20 protein-coding genes are annotated in these 22,708 nt (G+C 73.0%); 11 read left to right on the top strand and 9 right to left on the bottom strand.

Going from position 1 to position 22,708, the window contains the following annotated elements; translation table 11 throughout:
- Window positions 1-22 precede the first annotated feature (22 nt).
- From pcaB to OG299_RS19735, 5 genes are all read right to left on the bottom strand, one after another.
- Complete coding sequence (gene pcaB, locus OG299_RS19755; RefSeq protein ID WP_327362171.1) at window positions 23-1,498, bottom strand: nitrosuccinate lyase; 1,476 nt, start codon at window positions 1,496-1,498, stop codon at window positions 23-25.
- A complete protein-coding gene (locus tag OG299_RS19750) occupies window positions 1,495-3,537 on the bottom strand; it encodes an FAD/NAD(P)-binding protein (protein ID WP_327362170.1) in 2,043 nt (680 codons plus the stop codon). The genes pcaB and OG299_RS19750 overlap by 4 nt, the downstream gene beginning before the upstream one ends.
- A complete protein-coding gene (locus tag OG299_RS19745) occupies window positions 3,534-4,739 on the bottom strand; it encodes an FAD-dependent oxidoreductase (protein WP_266627399.1) in 1,206 nt (401 codons plus the stop codon). The genes OG299_RS19750 and OG299_RS19745 overlap by 4 nt, the downstream gene beginning before the upstream one ends.
- Window positions 4,739-6,370: a class I adenylate-forming enzyme family protein gene (locus tag OG299_RS19740; RefSeq protein WP_327362169.1), complete on the bottom strand. Its 1,632-nt coding sequence runs from the start codon at window positions 6,368-6,370 to the stop codon at window positions 4,739-4,741. The genes OG299_RS19745 and OG299_RS19740 overlap by 1 nt, the downstream gene beginning before the upstream one ends.
- A gap of 80 nt (window positions 6,371-6,450) precedes the next feature.
- Window positions 6,451-7,002, bottom strand: coding sequence for an SRPBCC family protein (locus OG299_RS19735; RefSeq protein ID WP_327362168.1), 552 nt, complete (start codon window positions 7,000-7,002; stop codon window positions 6,451-6,453).
- A 181-nt stretch (window positions 7,003-7,183) separates the two neighbouring features.
- Between OG299_RS19735 and OG299_RS19730 the strand changes: the two genes are divergently transcribed.
- Window positions 7,184-7,843 (top strand): TetR/AcrR family transcriptional regulator, encoded by a 660-nt coding sequence (locus tag OG299_RS19730; RefSeq protein WP_327362167.1) that lies wholly within the window; start codon window positions 7,184-7,186, stop codon window positions 7,841-7,843.
- 72 nt (window positions 7,844-7,915) lie between these two features.
- Here the strand turns inward: OG299_RS19730 and OG299_RS19725 are convergent, their stop codons facing one another.
- Window positions 7,916-8,215 (bottom strand): hypothetical protein, encoded by a 300-nt coding sequence (locus OG299_RS19725; protein ID WP_266627391.1) that lies wholly within the window; start codon window positions 8,213-8,215, stop codon window positions 7,916-7,918.
- 335 nt (window positions 8,216-8,550) lie between these two features.
- Here OG299_RS19725 and OG299_RS19720 point away from each other — a divergent pair, with 335 nt between their 5' ends.
- Both OG299_RS19720 and OG299_RS19715 read left to right on the top strand, forming a co-directional pair.
- Window positions 8,551-9,261 carry a DUF6232 family protein gene (locus OG299_RS19720; protein WP_327362166.1) on the top strand — a complete coding sequence of 237 codons (711 nt, stop codon included), beginning with the start codon at window positions 8,551-8,553 and terminating at the stop codon, window positions 9,259-9,261.
- The gene (locus OG299_RS19715; RefSeq protein WP_266627387.1) at window positions 9,258-9,614 is read left to right on the top strand and encodes a hypothetical protein; all 357 of its coding nucleotides are present in this window, start codon (window positions 9,258-9,260) and stop codon (window positions 9,612-9,614) included. Before OG299_RS19720 ends, OG299_RS19715 begins: the two co-directional genes overlap by 4 nt.
- Window positions 9,615-9,882: 268 nt before the next feature.
- Here OG299_RS19715 and OG299_RS19710 read toward each other — a convergent pair whose 3' ends face one another.
- Entirely contained in the window at window positions 9,883-10,773 is an 891-nt protein-coding gene (locus OG299_RS19710) for a pirin family protein (protein ID WP_266627385.1), read from the bottom strand.
- Window positions 10,774-11,045: 272 nt separating this feature from the next.
- Here OG299_RS19710 and OG299_RS19705 point away from each other — a divergent pair, with 272 nt between their 5' ends.
- From OG299_RS19705 to OG299_RS19680, 6 genes are all read left to right on the top strand, one after another.
- A complete protein-coding gene (locus OG299_RS19705; protein ID WP_266627383.1) occupies window positions 11,046-11,624 on the top strand; it encodes an NADPH-dependent FMN reductase in 579 nt (192 codons plus the stop codon).
- Between the two features lie 222 nt (window positions 11,625-11,846).
- Window positions 11,847-12,830, top strand: a complete 984-nt coding sequence (locus tag OG299_RS19700; protein WP_266627381.1) for an NADPH:quinone reductase — start codon at window positions 11,847-11,849, stop codon at window positions 12,828-12,830.
- A 102-nt stretch (window positions 12,831-12,932) separates the two neighbouring features.
- Window positions 12,933-14,501 (top strand): MFS transporter, encoded by a 1,569-nt coding sequence (locus tag OG299_RS19695; protein WP_327362165.1) that lies wholly within the window; start codon window positions 12,933-12,935, stop codon window positions 14,499-14,501.
- Between the two features lie 280 nt (window positions 14,502-14,781).
- Window positions 14,782-15,783, top strand: a complete 1,002-nt coding sequence (locus OG299_RS19690; protein WP_327362164.1) for a hypothetical protein — start codon at window positions 14,782-14,784, stop codon at window positions 15,781-15,783.
- A gap of 175 nt (window positions 15,784-15,958) precedes the next feature.
- Window positions 15,959-17,872: a C1 family peptidase gene (locus tag OG299_RS19685; protein WP_327362163.1), complete on the top strand. Its 1,914-nt coding sequence runs from the start codon at window positions 15,959-15,961 to the stop codon at window positions 17,870-17,872.
- A 17-nt stretch (window positions 17,873-17,889) separates the two neighbouring features.
- Complete coding sequence (locus OG299_RS19680; protein WP_266627373.1) at window positions 17,890-18,216, top strand: protease inhibitor I42 family protein; 327 nt, start codon at window positions 17,890-17,892, stop codon at window positions 18,214-18,216.
- Here the strand turns inward: OG299_RS19680 and OG299_RS19675 are convergent.
- Window positions 18,182-19,375: a DUF418 domain-containing protein gene (locus tag OG299_RS19675; RefSeq protein WP_327362162.1), complete on the bottom strand. Its 1,194-nt coding sequence runs from the start codon at window positions 19,373-19,375 to the stop codon at window positions 18,182-18,184. The two genes, OG299_RS19680 and OG299_RS19675, sit on opposite strands and share 35 nt — an antisense overlap.
- A 145-nt stretch (window positions 19,376-19,520) precedes the next feature.
- On the opposite strand from OG299_RS19675, the gene OG299_RS19670 reads away from it, so the two are divergent.
- Window positions 19,521-20,186, top strand: coding sequence for a GntR family transcriptional regulator (locus OG299_RS19670; RefSeq protein ID WP_327362161.1), 666 nt, complete (start codon window positions 19,521-19,523; stop codon window positions 20,184-20,186).
- Window positions 20,183-21,496 carry an MFS transporter gene (locus OG299_RS19665; protein ID WP_327362160.1) on the top strand — a complete coding sequence of 438 codons (1,314 nt, stop codon included), beginning with the start codon at window positions 20,183-20,185 and terminating at the stop codon, window positions 21,494-21,496. The genes OG299_RS19670 and OG299_RS19665 overlap by 4 nt, the downstream gene beginning before the upstream one ends.
- 119 nt (window positions 21,497-21,615) lie before the next feature.
- On the opposite strand, the gene OG299_RS19660 is transcribed toward OG299_RS19665, so the two are convergent.
- Window positions 21,616-22,647, bottom strand: coding sequence for an AraC-like ligand-binding domain-containing protein (locus tag OG299_RS19660; protein WP_327362159.1), 1,032 nt, complete (start codon window positions 22,645-22,647; stop codon window positions 21,616-21,618).
- Window positions 22,648-22,708 lie beyond the last annotated feature (61 nt).

Genomic DNA, 22,708 nt, shown 5'->3' with positions numbered 1-22,708 from the left:
CCTCTAAACTATACAGTTCAGTTCAGTTAATCTCCATGGGTTGTTCCGGGGATTGTGGAGTTCGGTCCGGCCGGCTCAGCGCGCGGTCCACCAGCGGGCCCGCGCCCCCGGTGTACGTACCGGGATCGCACAGCCGCGCCAGTTCGTCCGTGCTCCGGCTCCCCTTGAACACCGGCTCCTCGGCGAGCAGTTCGTACAGCGGCCGGCCGCTCTCCTCGGCCGCGGCCGAGGCCCGGGTCAGCAGCTGCTTCGCCGCCGCCTTGCCCAGCTCCGGTGCGAGCACGGCCGCGATCCGCTCGGAGACCACCTGACTGCCGGTCAGCAGCAGATTGGCCCGCATCCGCTCCGGCCGCGCGGTCAGCCCCTCGGCCAGCTCGACCGCGGTGTGGGCGGCGCCGCCGACCAGCCGCAGGCACTCGCGCAGCAGCTGCCATTCGGCGTGCCAGGCCCCGGCCGAGCGCTCGTCCTCCGCGACCAGGCACTGCACGAGCCCGGTGGCGAGGACCGGGACCTGGAGGGCGGCGCTGCGCAGCAGCGTGCTCAGGACCGGGTTGCGCTTGTGGGGCATGGCCGAGGAGCTGCCGCGGCCGGCCACGGCGGGCTCGGCGACCTCGGCGACCTCGGTGCGGGCCAGGTTCTGCACGTCGATCGCGATCTTCCCGAGGGCGCCGGCGGTGAAGGCGAGCGCGGCGGCGAGATCGGCGATCGGGGTGCGCAGTACGTGCCACGGCAGGGCGGGGCGGGCGAGTCCGGTCTCGGCGGCGAAGGCCTCGACCAGGTCGTCCAGGTACGCGCCGGGCTCGAGTTGGCGCCCGGCGCCGTCGATCCGGGCGTATTCCAGGTAGCCGGCCAGCGTGCCCGCCGCGCCGCCGAGCGACACCGGCAGCCCGCCGTCCTGCACCCGGGCCAGGCGCCGGTCGGCGTCCAGGAGCAGCTGCCGCCAGCCGGCCGCCTTCAGCCCGAAGGTGGTGGGCACGGCCTGCAGGGCCAGCGTCCGGCCCGCCATCGCCGTGTCCCGGTGCTCGCCGGCCAGCCGGGCCAGGGCCTCGGCGGTGCGGGCCAGGTCGGCCCGGATCAGCTTCAGGGTCCGGGCGGCCACCAGCATGGCGCCGGTGTCGAAGATGTCCTGGCTGGTGGAGCCGCGGTGCACGTACTCGGCCGCTCCGGTGCCCTGTGTGTCCTGCTCCGCGACCACCCGGGTCAGCTCCTGCACCAGGGCGACCACCGGGTTCGCGGTCTCCCGGGCGGCCAGGGCCACGGCCCGCAGGTCGAGGTGCTCGGCCCGGGCCGCCCGGGTGATGGCCTCGGCGGCGGTCCCCGGGAGGGTGCCGAGTCCGGCCTGGGCCCGGGCCAGGGCGGCCTCGGCGTCGAGCATGGCCTGCAGCCAGGCCAGGTCGCAGACGGCCTCCTCGGCCGGGGTGCCGGCCCGTACCGGCGACAGCAGCCCCGCGTCGGTGAGCGCGTCCTGCGCCGCCCGGCTCGTACCGGCCGCGCTCATACCAGCACGCCGGTCAGGTCGGTCTCGGTCGGCAGCGGCGCGACACCGCTGGGGACCGTGCCCGCCGCCGGGAGGGCCAGGACGGATCGGGCGATGGCGTCGGAGTCGCCGAGGGTGACCGAGTCGACGCCCGGGCGGATGCCGGCCGCGGTGACCCAGTGCACGGACTCGGTGGGCACCCCGTACGCGAACCGGCGCGGGTGGGCCCGGCCGCGGGCGTCGAGCAGCCGGTACGGGCGCTCGGTGACGGCGAGGCCGCCCGACTCGTAGCTGCTGCCGTCGGCGCCGGCGATCCGGTACGTGGTGCACTGCTCGGTGTCGAGCAGGTGGCGCAGCAGCGGGTCGTCGGTGCGCCGCAGGTCGGGCTCGGGCAGCCGGGCCTCGATCAGGACGGTGGCGCGGACCGCGGGGCCGGGCACGGTACGGGACTGGGCGATGAAGGTCGCATCGGCGCCGGCGGCGGTGTCGACGCGGATCTCGGTCCCCGGGCCGGTCAGGACGAGCACCCCGGCGTCGATGAGGGCGATCATCTCCTCGATGCGGGAGGCCGGCGGGCCGATGGAGAGGAAGGCGTTGAGCGGCGTGTACCAGCCTTCGAGATCGTCGCGGTGCGAGTCGCCGTCCAGACCGCCGTGGTCGACGGCGAGGCGGATCTCGTTGCGCAGGTCGCGCATCACGTCCAGGGCCGCCTTGAGCGGTCCGCTCAGGTTGCCGGCCTTGGCCTCCGCGACGTCCTTGGCCAGGTACGCCACCAGCCAGTCCCGGAAGTCCTCGCGGCTGGTGAACTCGCGGTCGCCGTACGGGCGGGAGAGCTTCTCCCAGTCCCAGCGCTGCTCGTCCTCGATGCCGTAGACGTCCAGCAGCGAGCCCCGGTCGGAGGCCGACTCCAGCGACAGGTAGCGCGTGGTGAAGCCCTCGCGCTCGGCGCCGCGGCCGCGGTTCTCCAGGAGGGTGCCGTAGTACACGCTCTCCGTCTCGCGGGAGATGAGCGGCCACAGGTCCGCGGAGAAGCTGATGCCCTCGCCGTCCTCGGAGCGGCGGCGCATCTCGGCGATCTTCTGCGGGGTCAGCAGGCGGGGCAGGTAGCGGCCGTACGCGCCCTTCTCGTTCTCGCCGCGGGCGTGGTACGGGATGCCGCGCCGCGAACTCGCGTACAGGACGGGCTCGTTCCCCGAGGGCCGGTAGACCAGGCGGCCGTCCTCGGCGCGGACGAAGCTGCCGCCGCGGCCGGCGGTGAAGAGCGCCATGTGGTCGAAGAAGTTCAGGCCGAGGCCGCGCAGCAGCACGTTCTCACCGGGCCCCACGACGTTCAGGTCCAGGTCCGCGGGGTTGGCGGGCGTGACGTAGGTGAGGTGGTGGATCCGGGCGAGGCTCGCGGTCTTCGCCTCGCGGGGGGTCAGCCGGGCCGGTACGTGGCCCTGCGCCATCACGATCGCGTCGAGGTCGTTGAGCCGGGTGCCGCTCTCGAGGCGGACGCCCTGCTGCCCGCCGGTGCTGCCGTGCGTGTCGGCCATGGCCACGGCCCGGGAGCGGTGCACCTCGACGGTGACGTGGGCCGGGGCGCTGCGCACGACGCGCTCGAAGGTGGCGCGCAGGTAGCTGCCGTAGAAGGCGCGGGTGGGGTAGGTGTTCGGGCCCAACCGGCGGGCCTCGGCGAGGGTCGCCGCGTCGGCGGCTCCATCTGCCTCTGCGGCTGCGGACGCGGCGACGCCCTGGGCCCACTCGTACAGGCTCGGGCCCGGCTCGATCGGGCCCTCGGTGCGGACGCTGTCGTCGGTGTAGATGGTGATCTGGGAGGCGACCGTGTTCATCAGCAGGTGCTGGGACTGGTCGGAGCGCCAGACCTGGCCGGCGCCCGGCGCCGAGGGGTCGACCACGTGGACGGTGACCGCCGAGTGCCAGGGGTTCCTGCGCTCGTTGGCGCACAGGCGCTCCAGGACGGAGAGGCCGCGCGGGCCGGCGCCGATGATGGCCACCTGGTGCTGTCCCTGCTTCTGTCCCTGCTGCTGTCCCTGCTGCTGTCCCTGGGGCCGGTTCATCGCTGCTCTCCGTTCTGGGCGGTGTTCTCGTCGAGGGTGCGGGCGCCGTGCATCCAGGCCACGTAGTCGTGGAGCTCCTCGGGGGTGTACGAGGACAGCTGGTCGTTGCGGGCCGTGGCGGCGGCTCCGGAGGTGTGCCAGAGCTTGATGCTCTCCCGGGCGAGGAGCTGGATCCGGGCGGTGCGCTCGCTCCGCTCGGCGTTGAACTTCCGGAAGCGCTCGGGGAGTTCGTCGGTACCGCAGTCGAGCAGGTCGCCCAGGATCACGGCGTCCTCCAGGCCCTGGCAGGCGCCCTGCGCCACGTAGTGGAGCATCGGGTGGGCGGCGTCGCCGAGCAGGGCGACCCGGCCGTCGGTCCAGGTGTCGACCGGGTCCCGGTCGACCAGCACCCAGGACTTCCAGCCCTCGCCGAGGGCGAGCAGGCGCTGTGCGTCCTCGCCGAGGGCGGCGAACTCGCGGCGGATGTCGCCCGGGGAGGCGGGGACCCCGGCGAGCGTCTCGGCCGCGTTGTTGTCGCTGCTGGCCGCGAGGTTGAGGTACTTGCCGCCGGCGATCGGGTAGTGCACGAAGTGGCAGTGGGGGCCGGTCCACCAGGTCACCGAGGTGAGGTGGCGCAGCTCCTCGGGGACCTGCTCCATCGGGATGACGGCGCGGTAGACGGTGATCCCGGAGTTGCGGGGCGCGCCGTCGCCGACGAGCTGGGCGCGGATCGCGGAGTGGATGCCGTCGGCGCCGATCAGGGCGTCGCCGGTGATCCGCTCGCCGTCCTCGAGGAGGACGCAGGCGCCGGTCTCGTCCTGCTCGTACCCGATGGCGGTGGCGGCGCTGCGCAGTTCGATGGAGTCGTCGGCCTGGCAGGCCTCGAGCAGCTTGGTGTGCAGTTCGGCGCGGTGGACGACGGCGTAGGGGTTGCCGAACCGTGCGCGGTAGCGCTCGGTCAGGTCCATGCTGACCACGTGCCGGCCGGTGACCCCGTCCATGAACCGGAGCTCGTCCATCTGGACGGCGGTGGCGCGGACGGCGTCGCCGAGGCCGAGGCGGTCGAGGGCGTGCAGGCCGTTGGGCGCGAGCTGGATGCCGGCGCCTATCTCGGCGAACTCGGGGGCGCGTTCCAGGACGAGGACGCGGTGTCCCTGGCGGGCGGTGGCGAGGGCGGTGGCCAGCCCGCCGATTCCGCCGCCGACGATGATCAGCTTCGACATCAGACGTTCTCCTGGGTGCGGTCGGCGGTGGCGCCGGCGATGGCTCCTGCGGGGACGGCGGCGGGGGCGGTGGCTCCGGCGGTCAGCAGCCGGGCGAGCTCCAGTCGCTTGATCTTGGTGGTGGCGGTCTGCGGCAGTTCGGACTGGCGCCACTGGACGGGCTCGGCCATCGGCGGCAGTCCGGCGACGGCGGCCTTCCAGGCCACGGGGTCGAGGGGCTTGTCGTCCTTGGTGCAGACGACGGGGACGGCGCGGCCGGTCTCGTCGGGGATGATGATGACCTCGGCGAGCTCGTCCAGCCGGGTGAACAGGGTGTCCTCGGCGGCGAGGGTGGAGCCGAAGCCCTCGATCAGGTCGACCTCGCGGTCGAGCAGGTGCACGCAGCCCCACTTGGTGCGGTAGCCGACGTCGCCCATCCGCCACCAGCCGTCGTTGACCTGCTTGTCGTAACGTTCCTGCTCGCCGAGGTAGGTGACGATCCGGCCGTCGCTCTTGACCTCGATGAAGCCCGGGTTGGTCTCGGAGGGCGGCAGTCCGTTGCGGCTGACGACGCGGACGTCCGTCATGCCGGGGAAGGGCATGCCCACGCAGCGGCCGTCGGCGTCGAGCCCGCGGCGCTTGGAGAAGGAGCGGGCGACGGCCGGGCCGATCTCGCTCTGCCCGTACAGCTGGCCGAAGACCGGGGCCTTGCGCTCCGTCGCCTTCAGCAGCCGCTGCACGGTGCGCGGGTGGATGGCGTCGAAGGTGCTGCTGAAGAGCTTGACGTTGGCCAGCGGCCGGCGGGGGTCGTCGGCCAGCTCCTCCCACTCCATGAAGGAGTTGGGGTGGGCCTCGAGGATGCCGGGGCGCAGCCGGGCGAAGAGGTCGGCGGCCTGCTTGGGGTCGGAGTCGGCGAGGACGACGATCGGGAAGCCGCGGAAGAGGGAGATGGCGAGGGCGGTGATGAGCCGCGAGTGGACGAAGGAGACGTGCATGGCGATGGTCTCGCGGCCCGGTACGAGCGGCTTGGTGATCGCGGCCTGCGGGCGGTAGCGCGCCTCGAGGGTGGCGCCGGTGTGGACAGCGAGCTTGGGGGTGCCGGTGGTGCCGGAGGTGTGCGTGATCAGGGTGGGGTGCTCGGGCGGCATCGTCACGGCGGGGACCCGGGGGACCCCGGCGAGCGAGGCGAGCTCGGTGGCGTCCTGGTAGCTGCCGGAGGTGAGCAGGACCTGTCCGGCCTCCTGGAAGACCGAGGCGGGCAGTTCGGTCTCCAGCTTGTTCTGGTCGGTGAGCAGGTAGGGCTGGTCGGTACGGCGTACGAGTTCGGCGACGGTCTCGCCGTCGAGCTTCGGCGACAGCAGCACCGGGACGGCGCCGATGCGGGCCACGGCGCAGGCCAGCAGGGTGATGTCGAAGCCGTCGGACTTGTAGACGACGACCCGGCGGCCGGGCCGTACGTCGGCGGCCCAGAGCCTCGAGGCCATGTCGTCGATCAGGTCGGCGACCTCGGCCACGGTCGCCCGGCGCCCCAGGCCCGGGGCTATGTCCAGGTCGTGATCGAGGATCACGACGTTCGACGGGTGCTTTCTCGCGGCCCGCTCGAAGAGCGTTCCGAGCCGGATTCCCTTGTTCCCGATGCGCTGCAGAATCATCGCCTTGACCTTTCCCAAGTAAGTTGCAATGACGATCAGTTACGGAAGAGAAGAGGAGAGGAGAGAAGAGGAGAGGAAGCTCAGGAGCCGGTCGCGCGCAGTTCCGTCTCGATGACGACCTTGATGCGCTCGAGGGTCGCGGTGAGGTCGCCGGCCACCTTCTCGCCCCACTCGGCGAAGAACTGCTGCTTCTGCTCCTCGTCCATCTCGGCGGTGATGCCGCGGATCCCCTCGGTGGCGGAGCCCATCCGGAAGTGGTGGACCAGGAGGCTCTCCTTGCCGTCCGGCTCCATGGAGAAGCCCCAGACGCTGTCCTGCTTCTCGCCGGAGCTGTTGTGCATCGCCCACTGGAAGGTCCGGCCGCGCTCGGCGGCGACGACCTCGGCGTACGTCGTCCACTTGCCGCGGACCACCGGCGCCCAGGAGACGACGTCCTCGCTCCGCTCGTTCTCGCCGCGGAACACGGAGCCGACCGCGCCGGGGGCGCCGGCGGTCCACTCCCCGCCGAGGCACTCGGGGCTCCACTCGCCGCTCCGGGCCAGGTCGCTGACGACCGCGTACACCTCGGCCGGCGCGGCGGAGACGTGGATCTGGGCCCGGGACCGGAAGAGGGGAGTCTGGGTGTCGCTCATGGGGTGACCTCCTGTTGCTGAACTGCCTCGAGTGCTTGCCTGCGGACTTCAACTGCGGTGCTCGGCGCCGTGTTTGGCGCTCTCAGCTAGATGAACCATACAGTTCAGTTCAACTGAACGCAACGGTACAGTTCAGTTGGGTTCTAGACTGGGCCCGCACCTTCGATGAGTAGGGATCGACATGACCGCAAGGAACAGCGCCACCGAAGCCCAGCAGCAGCCCGTTCCCACCGGCGCGCGCGCGGCGCGCAAGCGCGAGGCCATCCTGGAGGCGGCCCGCACGGTGTTCCTGCGCGAGGGCTTCGGGGCCGGAGTGGACCAGCTCGCCGCCGAGGCCGGTGTCTCGAAGGTCACCGTCTACAACCACTTCGGCAGCAAGGAGAACCTGTTCAACGCCGTGATCGGGCAGACGCTCGACGAGGCGCTGGAGGTGGCCCAGTCGGTGATCCAGGCCCGGCTCGCCGAGTCGGACGACGTCCGCACCGACCTGCTGGAGGCCTGCCGCATCTGGGTCGCGGGCCTCACCACCCCGGAGGTGCTGGCACTGCGCAACGTGATCGCGGGTGAACGCCACCGCTTCCCGGAGCTCGGCGCCACCTGGCAGGAGGAGGGCCCCGGCCGCCAGCACGCCGCCCTGGCCACGGCCCTGGGCCGCCTCGACGACCGCGGCCTGCTGCGCATCCCGGACATGGAACTGGCCGTCCTGCAGCTCTCCGGCCTGGTCCTCTCCCCCCACCTGGTCTACGGCGCCTACGGCACGGCCCTGGACGAGGACCTGGCGGAACGCCTCATCCAGGGCGGAGTGGACATGTTCCTCCACCACTACGGTGTGAACTCCTAGCCCGGCCGGGACCTTGCGCACGGATCTCGGCGATACGCCAGCCGACGCCCCCGTCGGCTTACTGCGACGCTTTCACGCCCAGGGGCGAAGGATGCCCAGGACGGCCGCGAGCAGTGCCGCAAGGCCGACGTGGGCAAGGGCGAGGAACATCCACTCCAGTCTGCTCATGCGCCACTGGCTGCGGATCAGTAGCCGCCACTCGTACACCACGGCCCCGACGCCGATCGCGAACAGCGGCCCCCAGAGCAAGGCCCACCATGACCAGATACCGCCGAAGGTGAGCACGGCGTTGACCGCGCCGAAGAGCAGTACGGTCAGAGACCATGCCGGCTTCTGCTTCTCCTCCTGCATGGAGTACGAGGGGTTGCTCATCACTCATGACCTCTCGGGTTGTGACGGTGAACGGTGCAGGGGGTGTGTCGCAGCCGTGGCTGTGACACACCCCCTTTCACAGCGACGCCCCCGATGCGTACGGTGCCGTACGACTTCGCGGACAGGCTGGGCGAGAGAACGGCCGACAGTTTCCTGGATACCGATCAGGGCCGGTTCGCCGGCCTTCTGGTCCTGGTTCCCGTCGGCGACCCCCCCTGCCCCCGTCAGCCCACTTGGCGCGACGAGATCTTGCCCCCGCCCCCTGCCGCCATGGTTAATGGATGGTCGCCGGTCCATGACACGGCACCACCTTGCAGACCAGGGGGAGAAAACACATGGAGAACTCGCAGCCGACGGGCGGAGCGCCGCAGGAGCCGCCGCCCGCCGGGTCCCGGAACGCGCCGCAGTCCGGGCAGGCGAACGGTTCCTTACCCGCGGGGCCGAGCGCCCCGCCTCCGCCGCCCTCCGCGCCGCCCGCGTCGCCGCCTTCGATGCCGCCGCAGGGCCACGGCATCGAACTCCGCATCAGCAGGAGGATCCTGTGGGTGGGCGGCGCCGCCTATCCGCTGGAGAGCATCGCCCGGGTGTACACCTTCACCCTGAACCCCAGGCGCAAGGACGCCACGATCCGCTTCCTGAAGAACCTCGCCGTCGTCCTGGCCAGTGCCTTCGCCCTGACCATCCTGGCCGGTCTGACATCGTTCGCGGACCGCGACGCGGCGGAGACCATCCTCAGCTTCGTCTGGCTCGGTGCGGCAGCTGCCTTGGTCTGGTCCCTCGTGGAGTGGGGGGCGGTCCTGACGGCTTCGTCGCACTACGTGCTGGCGGTCGAGACCTCGGGCCCGTCGATAGCAGTGGTCACCAGCAAGGACCCCGGCACACTGCACCAGCTCGTCGGCCAGATCACCCACGCCATCGACAACCCGGACACCGAGCTCTACGGGGTGCGGGTGGACACCATCGTGATCAACCCGAGGAACTACCACTTCGGCGACAACGTCAACATGTACGGCGGTTCCAACAACGTGGGGATGGGGACCCGGTGAGCGGCGACAACTACTACTTCGGCGACAACGTCAACATGACCGGCGGCACCGGCAACACCGGCATGGTGAAGAACGTGGGCGCCCCGGCCGCCGCGGCCGGACCGCATCCGGAGCTGCTGGCGGCCGTCGATGAGCTCCGCCGTCTGATCGGGGAGCTGCGCGCGCAGCTCCCGCCGACGAGCGCCCAGGTGCTGGACGCCGCACTGCCCGCCGCCACCGGCGAGGCGCCGGTCCCCGCGGAGTCGCGGCAGAGCGCGCTGATGTCGATCGCCGGCATCGCCGCCGTGGTCGGCCCGCTGGGCCAGCCGATCGTCGAAGCCGTGACCAGGATCCTCGACCTGCTGGCCGCCTGACCCCAGCGGTCGTGCCGGGGTCGGCCCCGCCCAGCCCTGGCACGACCGCCACCCCGAGACCGGGCCGGACTTCGTGCTGCCCAAGCGCGGTGCGGCTGCTCCCGAAGACCTCGTACGGGCCCGCGCCTTGTTCGCGCGGCATCCTCGGCGCATCTGAGCCGGCGCCGGTCGGTGCAGGTCGGTGCAGGGACGGCCCGGTGAGGCCGGCGGTGGCGGTTGCGGCGGCTGTGGCCGGGGCGGCCGGCTTCCGGCGGCGCCACCGTTGCGGTCAGTCCTCGTAGCGGCCCAGGCGGTCCGCCGCGTAGTCGTCGAAGGCCTGGTCGATCTCCTCGGCGGTGTTCATCACGAACGGGCCGCTGCGGAAGACCGGTTCGCCGATCGGCTCGCCCGTCAGGAAGAGCAGGTCGGCGCCGACCGGGCCGCCCTCGACGCGCACCGTGTCGCCGTCGTCCCCGAGTACGGCCAGTTCGCCGTCGGCCAGCTCGCTCGAGGCGACCCTGCCGCTGCCGGACAGGACGTACACCGCCGCGTTGCGGCCCGCCGGCGCCGGGAGTTCGGCGCTCGCGCCCGGGGCGATCGAGGCGTGCACGACCGTCACCGGGACCTGGGTGTCGAAGGGGCCGGTCACGCCGAGCGCCGAGCCCGCGATGACCTTGAACCAGGAGCCGTCCAGGTTCCGGACCACCGGGATCTGCGCCGCGCCGTGGTTCTGGGTGCGCGGCCGCAGCCCCTTGCGGGCGGCGGGCAGGTTCACCCAGATCTGCAGGTTGTGCTGGAGGCCCCCGGCCGCGCGGAAGGCGTCGGTCGGCTGGGCGGAGTGCACCACGCCCGCGCCCGCCGTCAGCCACTGCACGGCGCCGGGCGGGACGACCCCGCGGTTGCCGGTGGAGTCGGCGTACTCGATGTCGCCCTCCAGCACGTAGGCGATGGTCTCGAAGCCGCGGTGCGGGTGGTCGGGGGCGCCCTTGGGCTCGCCCGGGCCGAGGTCCACCGGGCCGACCTGGTCGACCATCAGGAAGGGGTCCAGCTGCGGGATCTGCGGGGTGGGGAAGGGGCGGCGGACCGGGAAGCCCTCGCCCTCCAGGGTGTGGACCGGCTGCAGTACGTCGATCACCGAACGGATCGCGGTGGTCTCGACAGCGGAAACCTGCGTGGTCATGATGCCTTCTCTCTTCGTTCGGGGCTCGTCGCTCTGCGGTCGAATGAACCGTACAGTTCAGTTCAGTTCGATGTCAGTTATACGGGAGGGCCCGTCCTCGATCAAGTCCTGCGGACCGACCCGCCCGCGGATAACTGACAGATACCGCCGACCGCCGTTGTCGGCGCATCCCGTGCGCGGACAGACTCCTGCTCATTCACCGACGTTCACCTCGCAGGGGCATGCCGGATTCGGCATTCGCTGCGCATGTCACCTTTGCGGAAGGACAGTTCATGCCCGAGCTCAAGATCCTGGCCATCTCCGGCAGCCTGCGCGGCGCCTCGTACAACAGCGCCCTCGTGCGGGCCGCCCAGAAGTTCGCCCCCGGTGACCTGGCCATCGAGATCTACGAGGGCCTGCGCGACATCCCGCCCTACGACACCGACCACGACGTCGAGCCCTCCCCGGTCGCCGTGGCCGATCTGCGGCGCCGCATCGCCGAGGCGGACGGCATCTTCATCGCCACCCCCGAGTACAACTACGGGATCCCCGGTGTGCTGAAGAACGCCCTGGACTGGGCGAGCCGCCCGGCCCTCAACTCCTCGCTGACCGGCAAGCCGATCGCGATCGCCGGCGCCGCGCAGACCAACTTCGGCACCGTGCGCGCCCAGCTCGCGCTGCGCCAGATGTTCCTGTGGACGGACTCCAAGGTCGTCGGCAAGCCCGAGCTCATGATCTTCCGGGCCCAGGAGCGCTTCGACGACGGCGGCAACCTGACCGACGAGACCACCGTCGAGATCCTGCAGGGGCTGCTCTCCGCGCTCGGCACGAAGATCCGCGAGACCCGCGCCAACGCCGCCGCGGGCCTCTGACCGGTCGGTCCCCGCCGATCCGCCCCATAGGCCGGAGTCGCCAGCTCCTGCACGTTCCCCCCTCTCCGAAGGGCCGCTCACACCCCCGTAGCGGCCCTTCGGCCTTTCCCGGATCCGGTACGGAACCCGGGACGGGCCTCGTCCCCGCATCCCGCCCCGGGAGTTGACGAAGCCTTCGCGGTGCTGTGCGCGAACCTTGGGGGGCCTTGCGAGGATCGCCTCATGCGTGCAGCTTTCATCGAAGAACTGGGCCCCGCCGAGAACATCCGCTACGGCGAGATGGCCCCTCCGACCCCCGGCCCGACGGACGTCCTCGTCGAGGTCGAGGCGGTGTCCGTCAACCCGGTGGACACCTTCGTGCGGTCCGGGCTGTTCCGCACCCCCGTCGAGTTCCCCTTCGTCATCGGCCGCGACCTGGTCGGTACGGTCGTGTCGGCCGGACCCGGCGCGGCGGGCTTCGCCCCCGGCGACCGCGTCTGGTGCAACAGCCTCGGCCACGGCGGCCGCCAGGGCGCCGCCGCCGAACAGGCCGTGGTCCCGGCCGACCGCCTCTACCGGCTGCCCGCCGCCACGGACGCCGCCGAGGCGGTCGCGGTCGTGCACCCCGCCGGCACCGCGTACCTCGCCCTGTTCACCCACGGCCGGGTCCGCCCCGGGGAGACCGTGCTCGTCGCCGGCGCCGCCGGGAACGTGGGGAGCGCCCTGATCGTCATGGCCGTCGAAGCCGGGGCCCGGGTCGTCGCCACCGCCGCTGCGCGCGACGCCGAGCACTGCCGGGCGCTGGGCGCCGAGACCGTCCTCGACTACAAGGACCTCGAACTGGCCGCCCGCATCCGCGAGTTCAGCCCGCAGGGGATCGACGTCCACATCGACACCTCGGGTACCAACGACCTGGCCGCCGCCGTCGAACTCCTCGCCCCCCGCGGGCGGATCGTGCTCCTCGCCGGCGCCCGCTCCCAGCCCGTCCTGCCCGCCGGGCCGCTCTACATGAAGGACGGCTCCGTCGTCGGCTTCGTGATCTCGCACGCCACCGCCGCCGAACTCGCCGAGGCCGCCGGGTCGATCAACCGCCTGATGGCGAACGGAAAGCTGCGCGCCCGCTCCGTCGAGCGGGTCCCCCTGTCGGAGGCGGCCCGTACGCACCGGCGCATCGAGGACGGCGAACTGCACGGCAGCCGCGTGGTGTTGCTGCCGAAGGAGTCCTGACGGCAGACCTGACGGCAGACCTGACGGCAGACCCGACGGCAGACCTGACGGACTGGCCCCACGGCGCCTCCCGCCGCTGACGGCGACTGCCAGACTCGCGGCATGGACGACTCCCCAGAGGCCCGGGCCCAGGCCCAGGTGAAGGCCCGGTCCCATGCCCACGCCGAGTCCCTGGCCGCCCCGCCTCCGGGGAACACCTGGGCGCGGTTCGCCATCCTCGGCGCCCTGCAGCTCATGCTCAACGCCTCGGTCTCGGTGACGTTCGCCGCCGGTCCGGCCATGCAGCGGGAACTCGGCCTGAGCCGGGTCGACCTCATCATCGACAGCGCCGCGTACGGCCTGGCCTTCAGCGGGCTGCTGCTGCTCGGCGGGCGGCTCACCGACCGGATCGGGCAGCGCCGGCTGTTCACCCGGGGCACGGCCCTGTTCGCCGTCGCCTCGCTCGCCGCGGCGCTGGCCCCCAGCTCGCACACCGTCCTCGCCGCCCGCTTCCTCCAGGGCTGCGGGGCAGCCCTCGCCGCCCCGGCGGCCATGGCACTGCTGCGGGTCGTCTTCCCCGAGGGCAGGGCCAGGGCCACCGCGCTGGCCCGCTGGGGTCTGCTGGCCAGCCTCGGCGCCGCCGTCGGCATCGTGCTCAGCGGGGCGCTCGTCGCCTGGCTGAACTGGCGGTGGAGCTTCGGACTGCTCGCCGCCGCGGCCGCGGCCGTACTGGCCCTCACCCCCCGGTCGCTGCCGGCCGGGCCCGCGCCCGTACGGGTCCCCGTGGACCTCCTCGGCGCGGTACTCGGCACCCTCGCGCTCTCCACCCTCGGCTACGGCTTCGTGATGGTCGGCCCGCACGGCTGGGCCGCGCCGCAGGTCCTCGCCCCGCTCGCGCTCGGCGCGGTCCTGCTCGCCGTGTTCGTCGCCGCCCAGCAGCGCGTGCGCGCCCCCCTGCTGCCACCCGGCTTCCTCGCCTCGCGCTACCGCGCGACCGCGCTGGTCTGCGCGCTGCTCGGCCCGGCGATCGGCGCGAGCACCGCCTTCCTGCTGGCCCTCTACTTCCAGCAGGTACGCGGCTATTCGGCGCTGCAGAACGCCCTGGCCTTCATCCCGTACAGCGCGATGCTGCTCGGTGTCGGCTTCGTCGCGGGCCGGATCGTGGCCCGCCTCGGCATCCGCGCGGTGGCGGTGGGGGGACTGGCGGTCATCGCCGCCGGCCTCTTCCTGATCGGCGGCGTGGGGCTGCGCACGGGCTCGACGCCGTACGTCCTCGCGGGCCTGGTCATCCTCTCGGCCGGCATCGGCACGCTGATGTCCGCCGCGGTGCCGGGGGCCGTCAGCGGGGTCCCGGAGGAGCAGTCCGCCCTCGCCGGGGCGGTGGTCAACACCGCCATCCTGGCCGGGCCGACCATCAGCCTCGCCCTGATCACCTCGGCCGCCGACGCCCGGACGGCCTCCCTGCTGGCCGCCGGGGACCCGGCGGCCGCGACGGGCGGGTACGCGTTCGCCTTCGAGGCGGCCTGCGCCGTGTTCCTGCTGGCCATCGGCCTGGCGCTGTACGGGCTGGCGCCCGCCCGCCAAGGCCGCAAGGGGCGCCGGGGAGACCGGATCGGTCCGTCCGACCGGATGGGTCGGCCCGGCCCGAGGGCCGCCGACCGGCAGGCGGAGCACTCCTCCACTCCGGCCTGACGAAGGGGGGCAGGCCGGGGTGGAGGTACCGAGGCCGCGGCGATCACGCAGGGTGAGGTCGTCACGAGGGTGCAGCACAGCTGAAGAGTGAAGCGATCCGTGCAGGTCACAGGAGTTGGCGCGCCGAGTTCAGGGCGTTTCACCGGGGTGCGCGCGCCGGCCTCCGGTTGCCGGATGTGACGGAGTGGCCGTGAGTGGACAGGGGCAAGTCCCGTGCCCCCGACATGTCCCGTGTCCCACGTCCCATGTCACCGCTCTGCCTCTGAACAGGAGAGAGATCTTGCACCGCATCACCCGCTACACCCTCCCCGCCGCCCTCTGCGTGACGCTGCTGTCCGCGTCCCCCGGTCTGGCCGGCGCGGCCAACGCCCCCGCCAGGCCGTCGGCGCCCGTGGCGAAGAAGTCCATCCCGGGTACCGAGGCGCTGACCGCGCAGGTGCAGGCACTGGGCTCGGCAGGCGTGCTGATCACGCCCGTCACCAACTTCCTCGGGGAGGTCCTCAAGTCGCCGGACGGGAAGCTCCCGGAGGCGGCCCTGGCCGCGCACAAGCAGAAGATCGACGCGGCTCTCGCGGGCCTGAAGCAGACGTTCGCGGCGGTTGCCCCGGCCGCCCCGGCCGCGCCCACCGCACCCGAGGCCCCGGCCAAGCCCCCGGCCGACGCCCCGGCGGCCCCGGTGGTCCTGCCCAAGCCTCCCGCGGAGGTGGCCAAGCCTCCGGTCGAGGCGGCGAAGCCCCCGGCGGAGGTGGCCAAGCCCCCGGCCGACGCGGCGAAGCCCCCGGCGGAGGCCGCCAAGCCGCCCGCCGAGGCCGCGAAGCCTCCGGTCGAGGCGGCGAAGCCTCCCGCGGAGGTGGCCAAGCCCCCGGCCGAGGCCGCGAAGCCCCCGGTCGAGGCCGCGAAGCCGGTGGAGGCGGCCAAGCCCCCCGCCGCGGTGGCCAAGCCCCCGGTCGACATGGCCATGCCGCCCGCCGAGGTCGCCAAGCCCGTCACCCTCCCGGCCGCGGCCCCGGCGCCCCTGCCCGCCGTCGCCCCCGTCTCCGCGCGGGCTGCCAGGGCCGGTGCGCCCCTCGACCTCGTCGCCGCCGCGGTCGACCACCTCAAGGCGTCCGTCGACGAAGTCGCCAAGGCGGCCGGCCCCTGCGGCTGCACGACCAACGCCAAGGACAAGGCCACGGACGTCGTGAACGACCTCGGCACCACCGTGGTCGCCCTGTTCACCGGTCTCGGCCTGCCCGGCATGCCGGAGGCCGCCCCGGCCCCCGCCCCGGACCCGGCCGAGTAGCTCCGCGCCGAGCCCCCGTCCGCCCCCGGTGTCCCCCGGACACCGGGGGCGGACGCGCGTGCCCCGTACGACCCCCTGTGCGACCGCGCGACCTCGCAGACACCCTTGACGCGCCCCGCCCCCGGATGGACGCTCCCGGATCTCGCATCCGAACGGTTGCAGCTGGGGGGCCGGTATGCCGGAGCAGTCTGTCGAGCCTGAGTCCGATTCTGTCCAGACGGTGGGGGAGCTGCGCGCGCAGCTCGTGGAGCACGGAGCGCGCTGGTCCGTCATCGAGCACCTCGCCGACGAGGAGGCCGTGCCCCGGCCCTCCCTCGGCCTGGAACCCGGGGCGAACCTCACGCCCGCCGAGGAGGCGGGCGCCGTCGACCTGCGCGGGCTCATCGGGCACGAGAGCGGCAATCCGCACCTCACCCGGCGCCGCGCCGCCCACGGGCTGCTGCCCGCAGCGCAGGGCGGGCCGGTCGTCGCAGCCCGCCCCGCCGCCGTCGACTGGCGGGCCCGCTGGGGCTGGCCCTGGATCACCAAGGTCAAGGACCAGAACCCGTGCGGCTCCTGCTGGGCCTTCGGGGCCGCGGGCCTCGTCGAGTCCATGGCCCGCATCGAGCACGACGTATGGGCGGAGCGGTCCGAGGGGGACGTCCACGACGGTCTGAAGTTCACCTGCGGCCAGGGCTCCAACCCGGAGACCGCCCTCGACTGGGTCAAGACCAACGGCGGCCTCGCCGATCCGGACTGCTGGCCCTACTCCCCGCCGCCCTCCACCGTCCCCGCCGACCGCCGCGACGCCTGGCGCGCCGAGTACACGCCCAGCTGGGACCGGTCCGGCCGTACCGTCCGGATCACCGACTACGTCCGCCTCGGCGATGTCGAGCAGCAGAAGGTCTGGCTCGACACCGTCGGCCCGCTGACCGCCTGCTTCGACGTGTACGACGACTTCTTCGGCCTCGGCTCCGGCGTCTACCACCGCACCAGCGACCGCCTCGCGGGCGGCCACTGCGTGCTGATCGTCGGCTACGACGACGCCGCCGGCTGCTGGCTGTTCAAGAACTCCTGGGGGACGGGCTACCACGTCGGCGGATACGGCCGGATCGCCTACGGCGAGGTCAAGATCGACTACTGGGCCAAATGCGGCCTGCGCGGCACCAACATCGACCCGTGGAGCAAGCGCCGCCTGCACACCGGCAACGTCTACGAGAGCGGCAACGGCCGCGCCCACCGCAACTTCGAGATGCTCGCCGCCGCCGGCGGCGGCCGCCTCCAGCACTGGTGGCGCGAGGGCGACGCCCCCTACCCGTGGGCCCGCGCCAAGTCCTACGCGAACGACGCCTCGGGCCAGCCCGCCTTCACCGGCACCACCTACAACCGGAACATGGAGTCCCTGCACGTGACCACCGGCGGCCGGCTGCGCCACTGGTACTACGAGCAGTCCGCCGGCGTCTGGCGCGACGGCGGCGCCTTCGGGCCGGGCGACGCGGCGATCGGCTCGACGCCGGCGTTCATCCAGAGCGACTACGGCAAGCCGGGCAACTTCGAGGTGGTCGTCCGTACCGCCGACGGCCGCCTGAACCACTGGTGGCGGATCAACGGCGCCCCCTGGACCTGGAACGACGGCGGCCGCTTCGCCTCCGACATCGCTCATTTCGGGCCCGCCCTGATCCAGACCCGCAGCCGCCACCTCGACCTCGTCGCCACCCGTACGGACGGCCGGATGCAGCTGTGGTGGCGCGACGACCCGAACGGGTTCGCCTGGCGCCCCGGGGAGGTCTTCGGCAGCGGGATCACCTCCGCGCCCTGCCTGATCGAGGCGCAGTACGGGGCGGCCGACGAGGACACCGCCGGGAACTACGAGCTGTGCGCGGTCGTGGCGGGCGGCCGCATCGAGCACTGGTGGCGCGGCAACGCCTCCGGCTCCGCCTGGAGCCGCAGCGCCGCCTTCGGCCACGACGCGCTCGCCGTCACCGGGATGCTTCAGGGCAGCTTCGGGTTCAACCTGGAGGTCATCGTCCTGCGCACGGACCGCCGGCTGCAGCACTACTGGCGTGACGGGGTGGGCTGGCACGAGGGGCCGGTGATCGGCCCCGCCTGAGCGGGAGGTCGTCGCGGGTGGAGGTACGCAAGGTCGCCCTCGGCGCCGGTGAATCGTACGAGCTGCGGCTCACCGGGCGCGGTGCGCGCGGGTACGTGTGGACCTGGCAGGTCACCGGGGACGCGGACGCCGTCTCCGTGAACGAGGCCCCGCCGCCGCCCGTCGAGGTCCTGCCCGGCGCCCCGCTGGAGCGGACGTACGTCGTCCGGGGCCGCTGCCCGGGCGGGCGGGCCCGGATCCGCTTCGCGCAGATCCGCCCGCCCTACCCGCAGGAGGCCCCGTACGACGAGTTCGTCCTGGAGGTGGAGGTCACGGCCGCGGCCGACGGGGGCCACGGGGACTGAGGGCCCAGTGCTGTACGGCCTCCAGCGGGCCCCGGTCGAAGCGGCGCAGCCAGAGCCGGGACCCGGCGAGCAGGGTGAGGCTGACCGCCGCCCACAGGCCCATCACCCACCAGGGCCCGCTCCCGCCGAGCCGGTCGGCGAGGCCCAGCCCGATGCCGTAGCAGAGCAGCATGCAGAGCAGGTTCTGGCCGACGTAGCAGGACAGGGCGGTGCGCCCGACGGAACCGAGGGCGCCGGCCCCGGGGATCCGCAAGCGGTCGAGGGCGCAGCCGATCAGGCCGATGTACCCGACGGCGACCAGCGGGGCGATGCCGTAGCGGCCCAGGACGAAGAAGTCGTGGCCGCCGAGCGCGGCGGCGGCTCCGAGCGGCAGCCCGAGCCCGAGGCCCCAGGCGGCCATCCGGACCCGGATCCGGCGCCCGGCGGCGGTCGGCGCGAAGGCGCCCGCGCGGTACAGCCGGATGCCGAGGAGGAAGAGGAAGACCAGGAGTCCGAAGGTGAAGACGGGCTCGATGCGCAGGGCGGGGGCGTGGTCGAGCCGGAAGGCGATCTGGTCGAGGTAGCCGCCGTGGGCGTACAGCCGGGCGGCCTCGGGGTCCAGGGTCTTGGGCCCGGAGTCCGCCTTGGCCAGGTCCCCGAGCGTCACGAGGCCGATCAGGGCCAGGTGCAGTCCGCCCGCGGTCCACATCATCGCCCGCTGCACCTTCTCGGAGCGGGCCAGCAGCCGGGCCACCAGCAGGGCGGTGACGGCGTACCCCATCAGCACGTCCCAGGCGAAGATCAGGACGAAGTGGACGGTCCCCTCCATGAAGAGGAACGCGGCCCGCCGCGGGTAGCGCCCGGGCCACGGCTCGCCGCGGCGCGCGGCGGAGTCGTACTGGATGGCCAGGCCCACCCCGAACAGGATCGTCAGCAGGGCGAGGAACTTCCCGTCGGCGAGGAACCGGAACGCGTTCTCGGCGATGTTGGCGGCGGACGGGTCCGTGAGCGGGTCGGGCGGATTCATGCCGCCCTGGAGCACGCCCCACTCGGAGCCGGGGGACGCGAAGATCCATACGTTGGTCATGAGCGTGCCGAGGATGGCGGCGCCGCGCAGGACGTCGAGGAGCGGGAGCCGGGTCGAGGTCACCGCGGGGGCGACGAGGGTCGTGTGGGCCATGACTTCAGCGTCCCGGCGCGCGGGCCCCCGTACGTCCTGCGGGTGGACGAAGCCCGGGTACATCCTTCGATGCAGTGGCGCGGGGCGGCGGTCCACATCCCGGACGGGGCGACCGTTGCACCCCTCATGTATCTATCCTGTGCGCATGCCGCCAGCCGCACCCCCCGCCCCGACCGCCGCCACCGCTGCCGAACGCGTCTACCGACACGTCAAGCAGGCCGTCTTGATGGACCGCCGCTACGAGGGCGGCACCCTCCTCACCGAGGGCGAACTCGCCGACGCCGTCGGGGTGTCCCGCACGCCGGTCCGCGAGGCGCTGCTGCGGCTGGAGACCGAGGGGCTGCTGAAGCTGTACCCGAAGAAGGGCGCGCTGGTGCTGCCGGTCTCCGCGCAGGAGATCACCGACGTCATCGAAACCCGGCTGCTGGTCGAGGAGTTCACCGTACGCAGGGCCGTGCCGTCGGCGCCCGGCCTGCTGGAGCGGCTCGCCGGGCTGCTGGAGGAGCAGCGCCGCCGCGCCGCCGAGGGCGACCTCGCGGCGATGATGGCCGCCGACCGGAGCTTCCACGCGGAGATCGTGCAGAGCGCCGGGAACGCGATCCTCTCCCGCCTCTACGACCAGCTCCGCGACCGGCAGCTGCGGATGGGCGTGGCCCTGTTGCACGCGCACCCCGAGCGCGTGGAGCGGACGCTGGCCGAGCACGCGGAGATCCTGGAAGCGCTGCGGGCCGGGGACGCGGAGACCGCGGCCGCCGCCGTACGGGGCCATGTGGGCCGGGTCGAGGCGCTGGTGCGGGGGCCGGGCCGGTGACCGGGCCCGTGGTGTTCAAGGATCCTCCGGGGGGCCGGAAGGCGGTGGCGGTCTGGTCCATCGGCGTCGCGGTCTACTTCGTCGCGGTGATCTTCCGTACCAGCCTGGGCGTGGCCGGACTGGAGGCGGCGGACCGCTTCCACGTGGGCGCCTCCGCCCTCTCGACCTTCTCCCTCCTCCAACTCCTGGTCTACGCGGGCATGCAGATACCCGTCGGCCTGCTGGTGGACCGGCTCGGCACCAAGAAGGTGCTGACGCTGGGCGCCGTCCTGTTCACGGCCGGCCAGATCGGCTTCGCGCTCTCGCCCTCGTACGGGATGGCCCTCGCGGCGCGCGCCCTGCTGGGCTGCGGCGACGCGATGACCTTCATCTCCGTGCTGCGGCTGGGCACCCGCTGGTTCCCGGCCCGGCGCGGCCCGCTGATGGCGCAGCTGGCGGGCCTGGTCGGCATGGCCGGCAACCTGGTCTCCACGCTCGTGCTGGCCCCCGTCCTGCACGGCGTCGGCTGGGTCCCGGCGTTCGCGGGCAGCGCGGTGGCGGGTGTGGCCGTACTGATCCCTCTGGTCCTGTTCCTGAAGGACCACCCGGAGGGCCACGAACCGCCGGCGTCCCCGGGCGGCGGCGGGAGCTTCGTACGCCGCCAGATCCGGGACTCCTGGAAGGAACCCGGGACCCGGCTCGGCCTGTGGGTGCACTTCACGACCCAGTTCCCGGCGATGGTGTTCCTGCTGCTGTGGGGGATGCCGTTCCTGGTCGAGGACCAGGGGCTGGCGCGGACCACCGCGGCGGGGCTGCTGACGCTGGTGGTGGCCTCGAACATGTGCTTCGGGCTCGTCTACGGCCAGCTGATCGGCCGCCGCCAGTCGGCCAGGATCCCCCTGGCGCTCGGCACGGTCACCCTCACGGCGGTGCTGTGGGCCTCGGTCCTGGCCTACCCCGCCCCCCACGCCCCGATGTGGCTCCTGGCCACGCTGTGCGCGGTGCTCGGCACCTGCGGCCCGGCCTCGATGATCGGCTTCGACTTCGCCCGCCCGGCGAACCCGGCGGAGCGCCAGGGCACCGCGTCAGGCATCACCAACATGGGCGGCTTCCTGGCCTCGATGACGACCCTGCTGGCGGTGGGCCTCCTGCTGGACGCCACCGGCGACGACTACCGGATCGCCTTCTCGTCCGTCTTCGCGGTCCAGCTCCTGGGCCTGACCCAAATCCTCCGCCTCCGCCCGGCGGCCCTGAAGACCGAACGCACCCGCGCACCGGCCCCGGCCCCGAGCCGCCCCGCTTCGGACGCCCCCAGCCCCACCCCGGCCTGACCGGCGCAGCCGGGCTCCGCTTACGCGGCGGCGCGGCACCCGAAGCCGGTCCGACCCCCGGCAGGGGCCTGGCGGGACAGACCCCCGTCCAGTCCCGCCCGGCCCGGGCCATGCCGACCCTACGGCCGCACGAGGCCCCCGGATGTACCTGGTGCGCACGGCCCGTTGACGTTGCGCGCAAGCGAACGGGCCTCCCGGACCGCCCGGTGCCGGAACTCGGTGGGGCTCGTCCCGTACGCCTCCCGGAACGCCCTGCTGAACACGGAGGCGTTGGTGAACCCCCACCGCCGCGCCACGGTGTGGACGGGGCTGGTGAGCAGCCCGGGGTTCCCGAGATCGGCCCGGCACCGCTCCAGCCGGCGCCGCCGGATCCCGGCCGCCACCGTTTCGCCCCGGTCCCGGAAGAGCTGCTGGAGGCGGCGCAGCGAGATGCCGTGCCGGGCGGCGACGGCGGACGGTGTCAGCTCCGGATCGCCGAGGTTGTGGTCGACGAAGACCTCGATCCGTTCCAGCAGGGCACGGGTGCGGGCTTCGGGCGCGAGCTCGTCCTGCGCGCCGAGCTGCCCGGCCAGGCAGGCGCCGACCAGGTCGTGCGCGATGGTTCCCAGCCGGTTCAGCTCGGCCGGTCCGCAGTCGGCCGCGTGCGCCGCCAGCGACTTCATGTACTGGGCGAGGATCGCCCCCATGCCGTGGCCGCCCGGGATCCGGTGGGCCAGCAGTCGTTCGACCCGGGCGCCGCGCAGCGGCAGCGCATCGCGCGGGAAGGACAGGACGATCGCCCGGATCCGGCCCCCGTCCACATCCGGGACCGCGTCCGAGTCCATCGGCAGCGAGGTGTCCCAGAGCACCATGTCCCCGGTGAACAGACCCGATTCGCTGCGGTTCTGGGCGAGCGACATGGCCCCGGTGGTCACGAGCCCCAGCTGGTACTGCTCGGGATCGCTGCGCCGTACGTGGGCGGCGGTGCGCTGCGAGCGCAGCGAGCTGAACTCGAACGACGACACCTGCACGCCGCCGAGGTCCAGGACGGACGCCTCGGCCCAGAAGTCCCGGACGCGTTCACTGCGGATCGCCGTGGGCACGAGCTCCTGCGCGATCACGTCGGTGAACCAGTCGAGCCGCTCCGGCGCCGGTACCGCGGCAGCCGACATCCTTGACCACACCCCCGGAACCCTCCTTCTCCTGCCATGTGTTGTCCCGTCCATGACAGGG

It is taken from the genome of Streptomyces sp. NBC_01296, assembly GCF_035984415.1.
Lineage (GTDB): Bacteria > Actinomycetota > Actinomycetes > Streptomycetales > Streptomycetaceae > Streptomyces.
The sequence above is the reverse complement of the archived record's forward strand: the minus strand, read 5'-3'. Positions and strand labels throughout refer to the sequence as shown.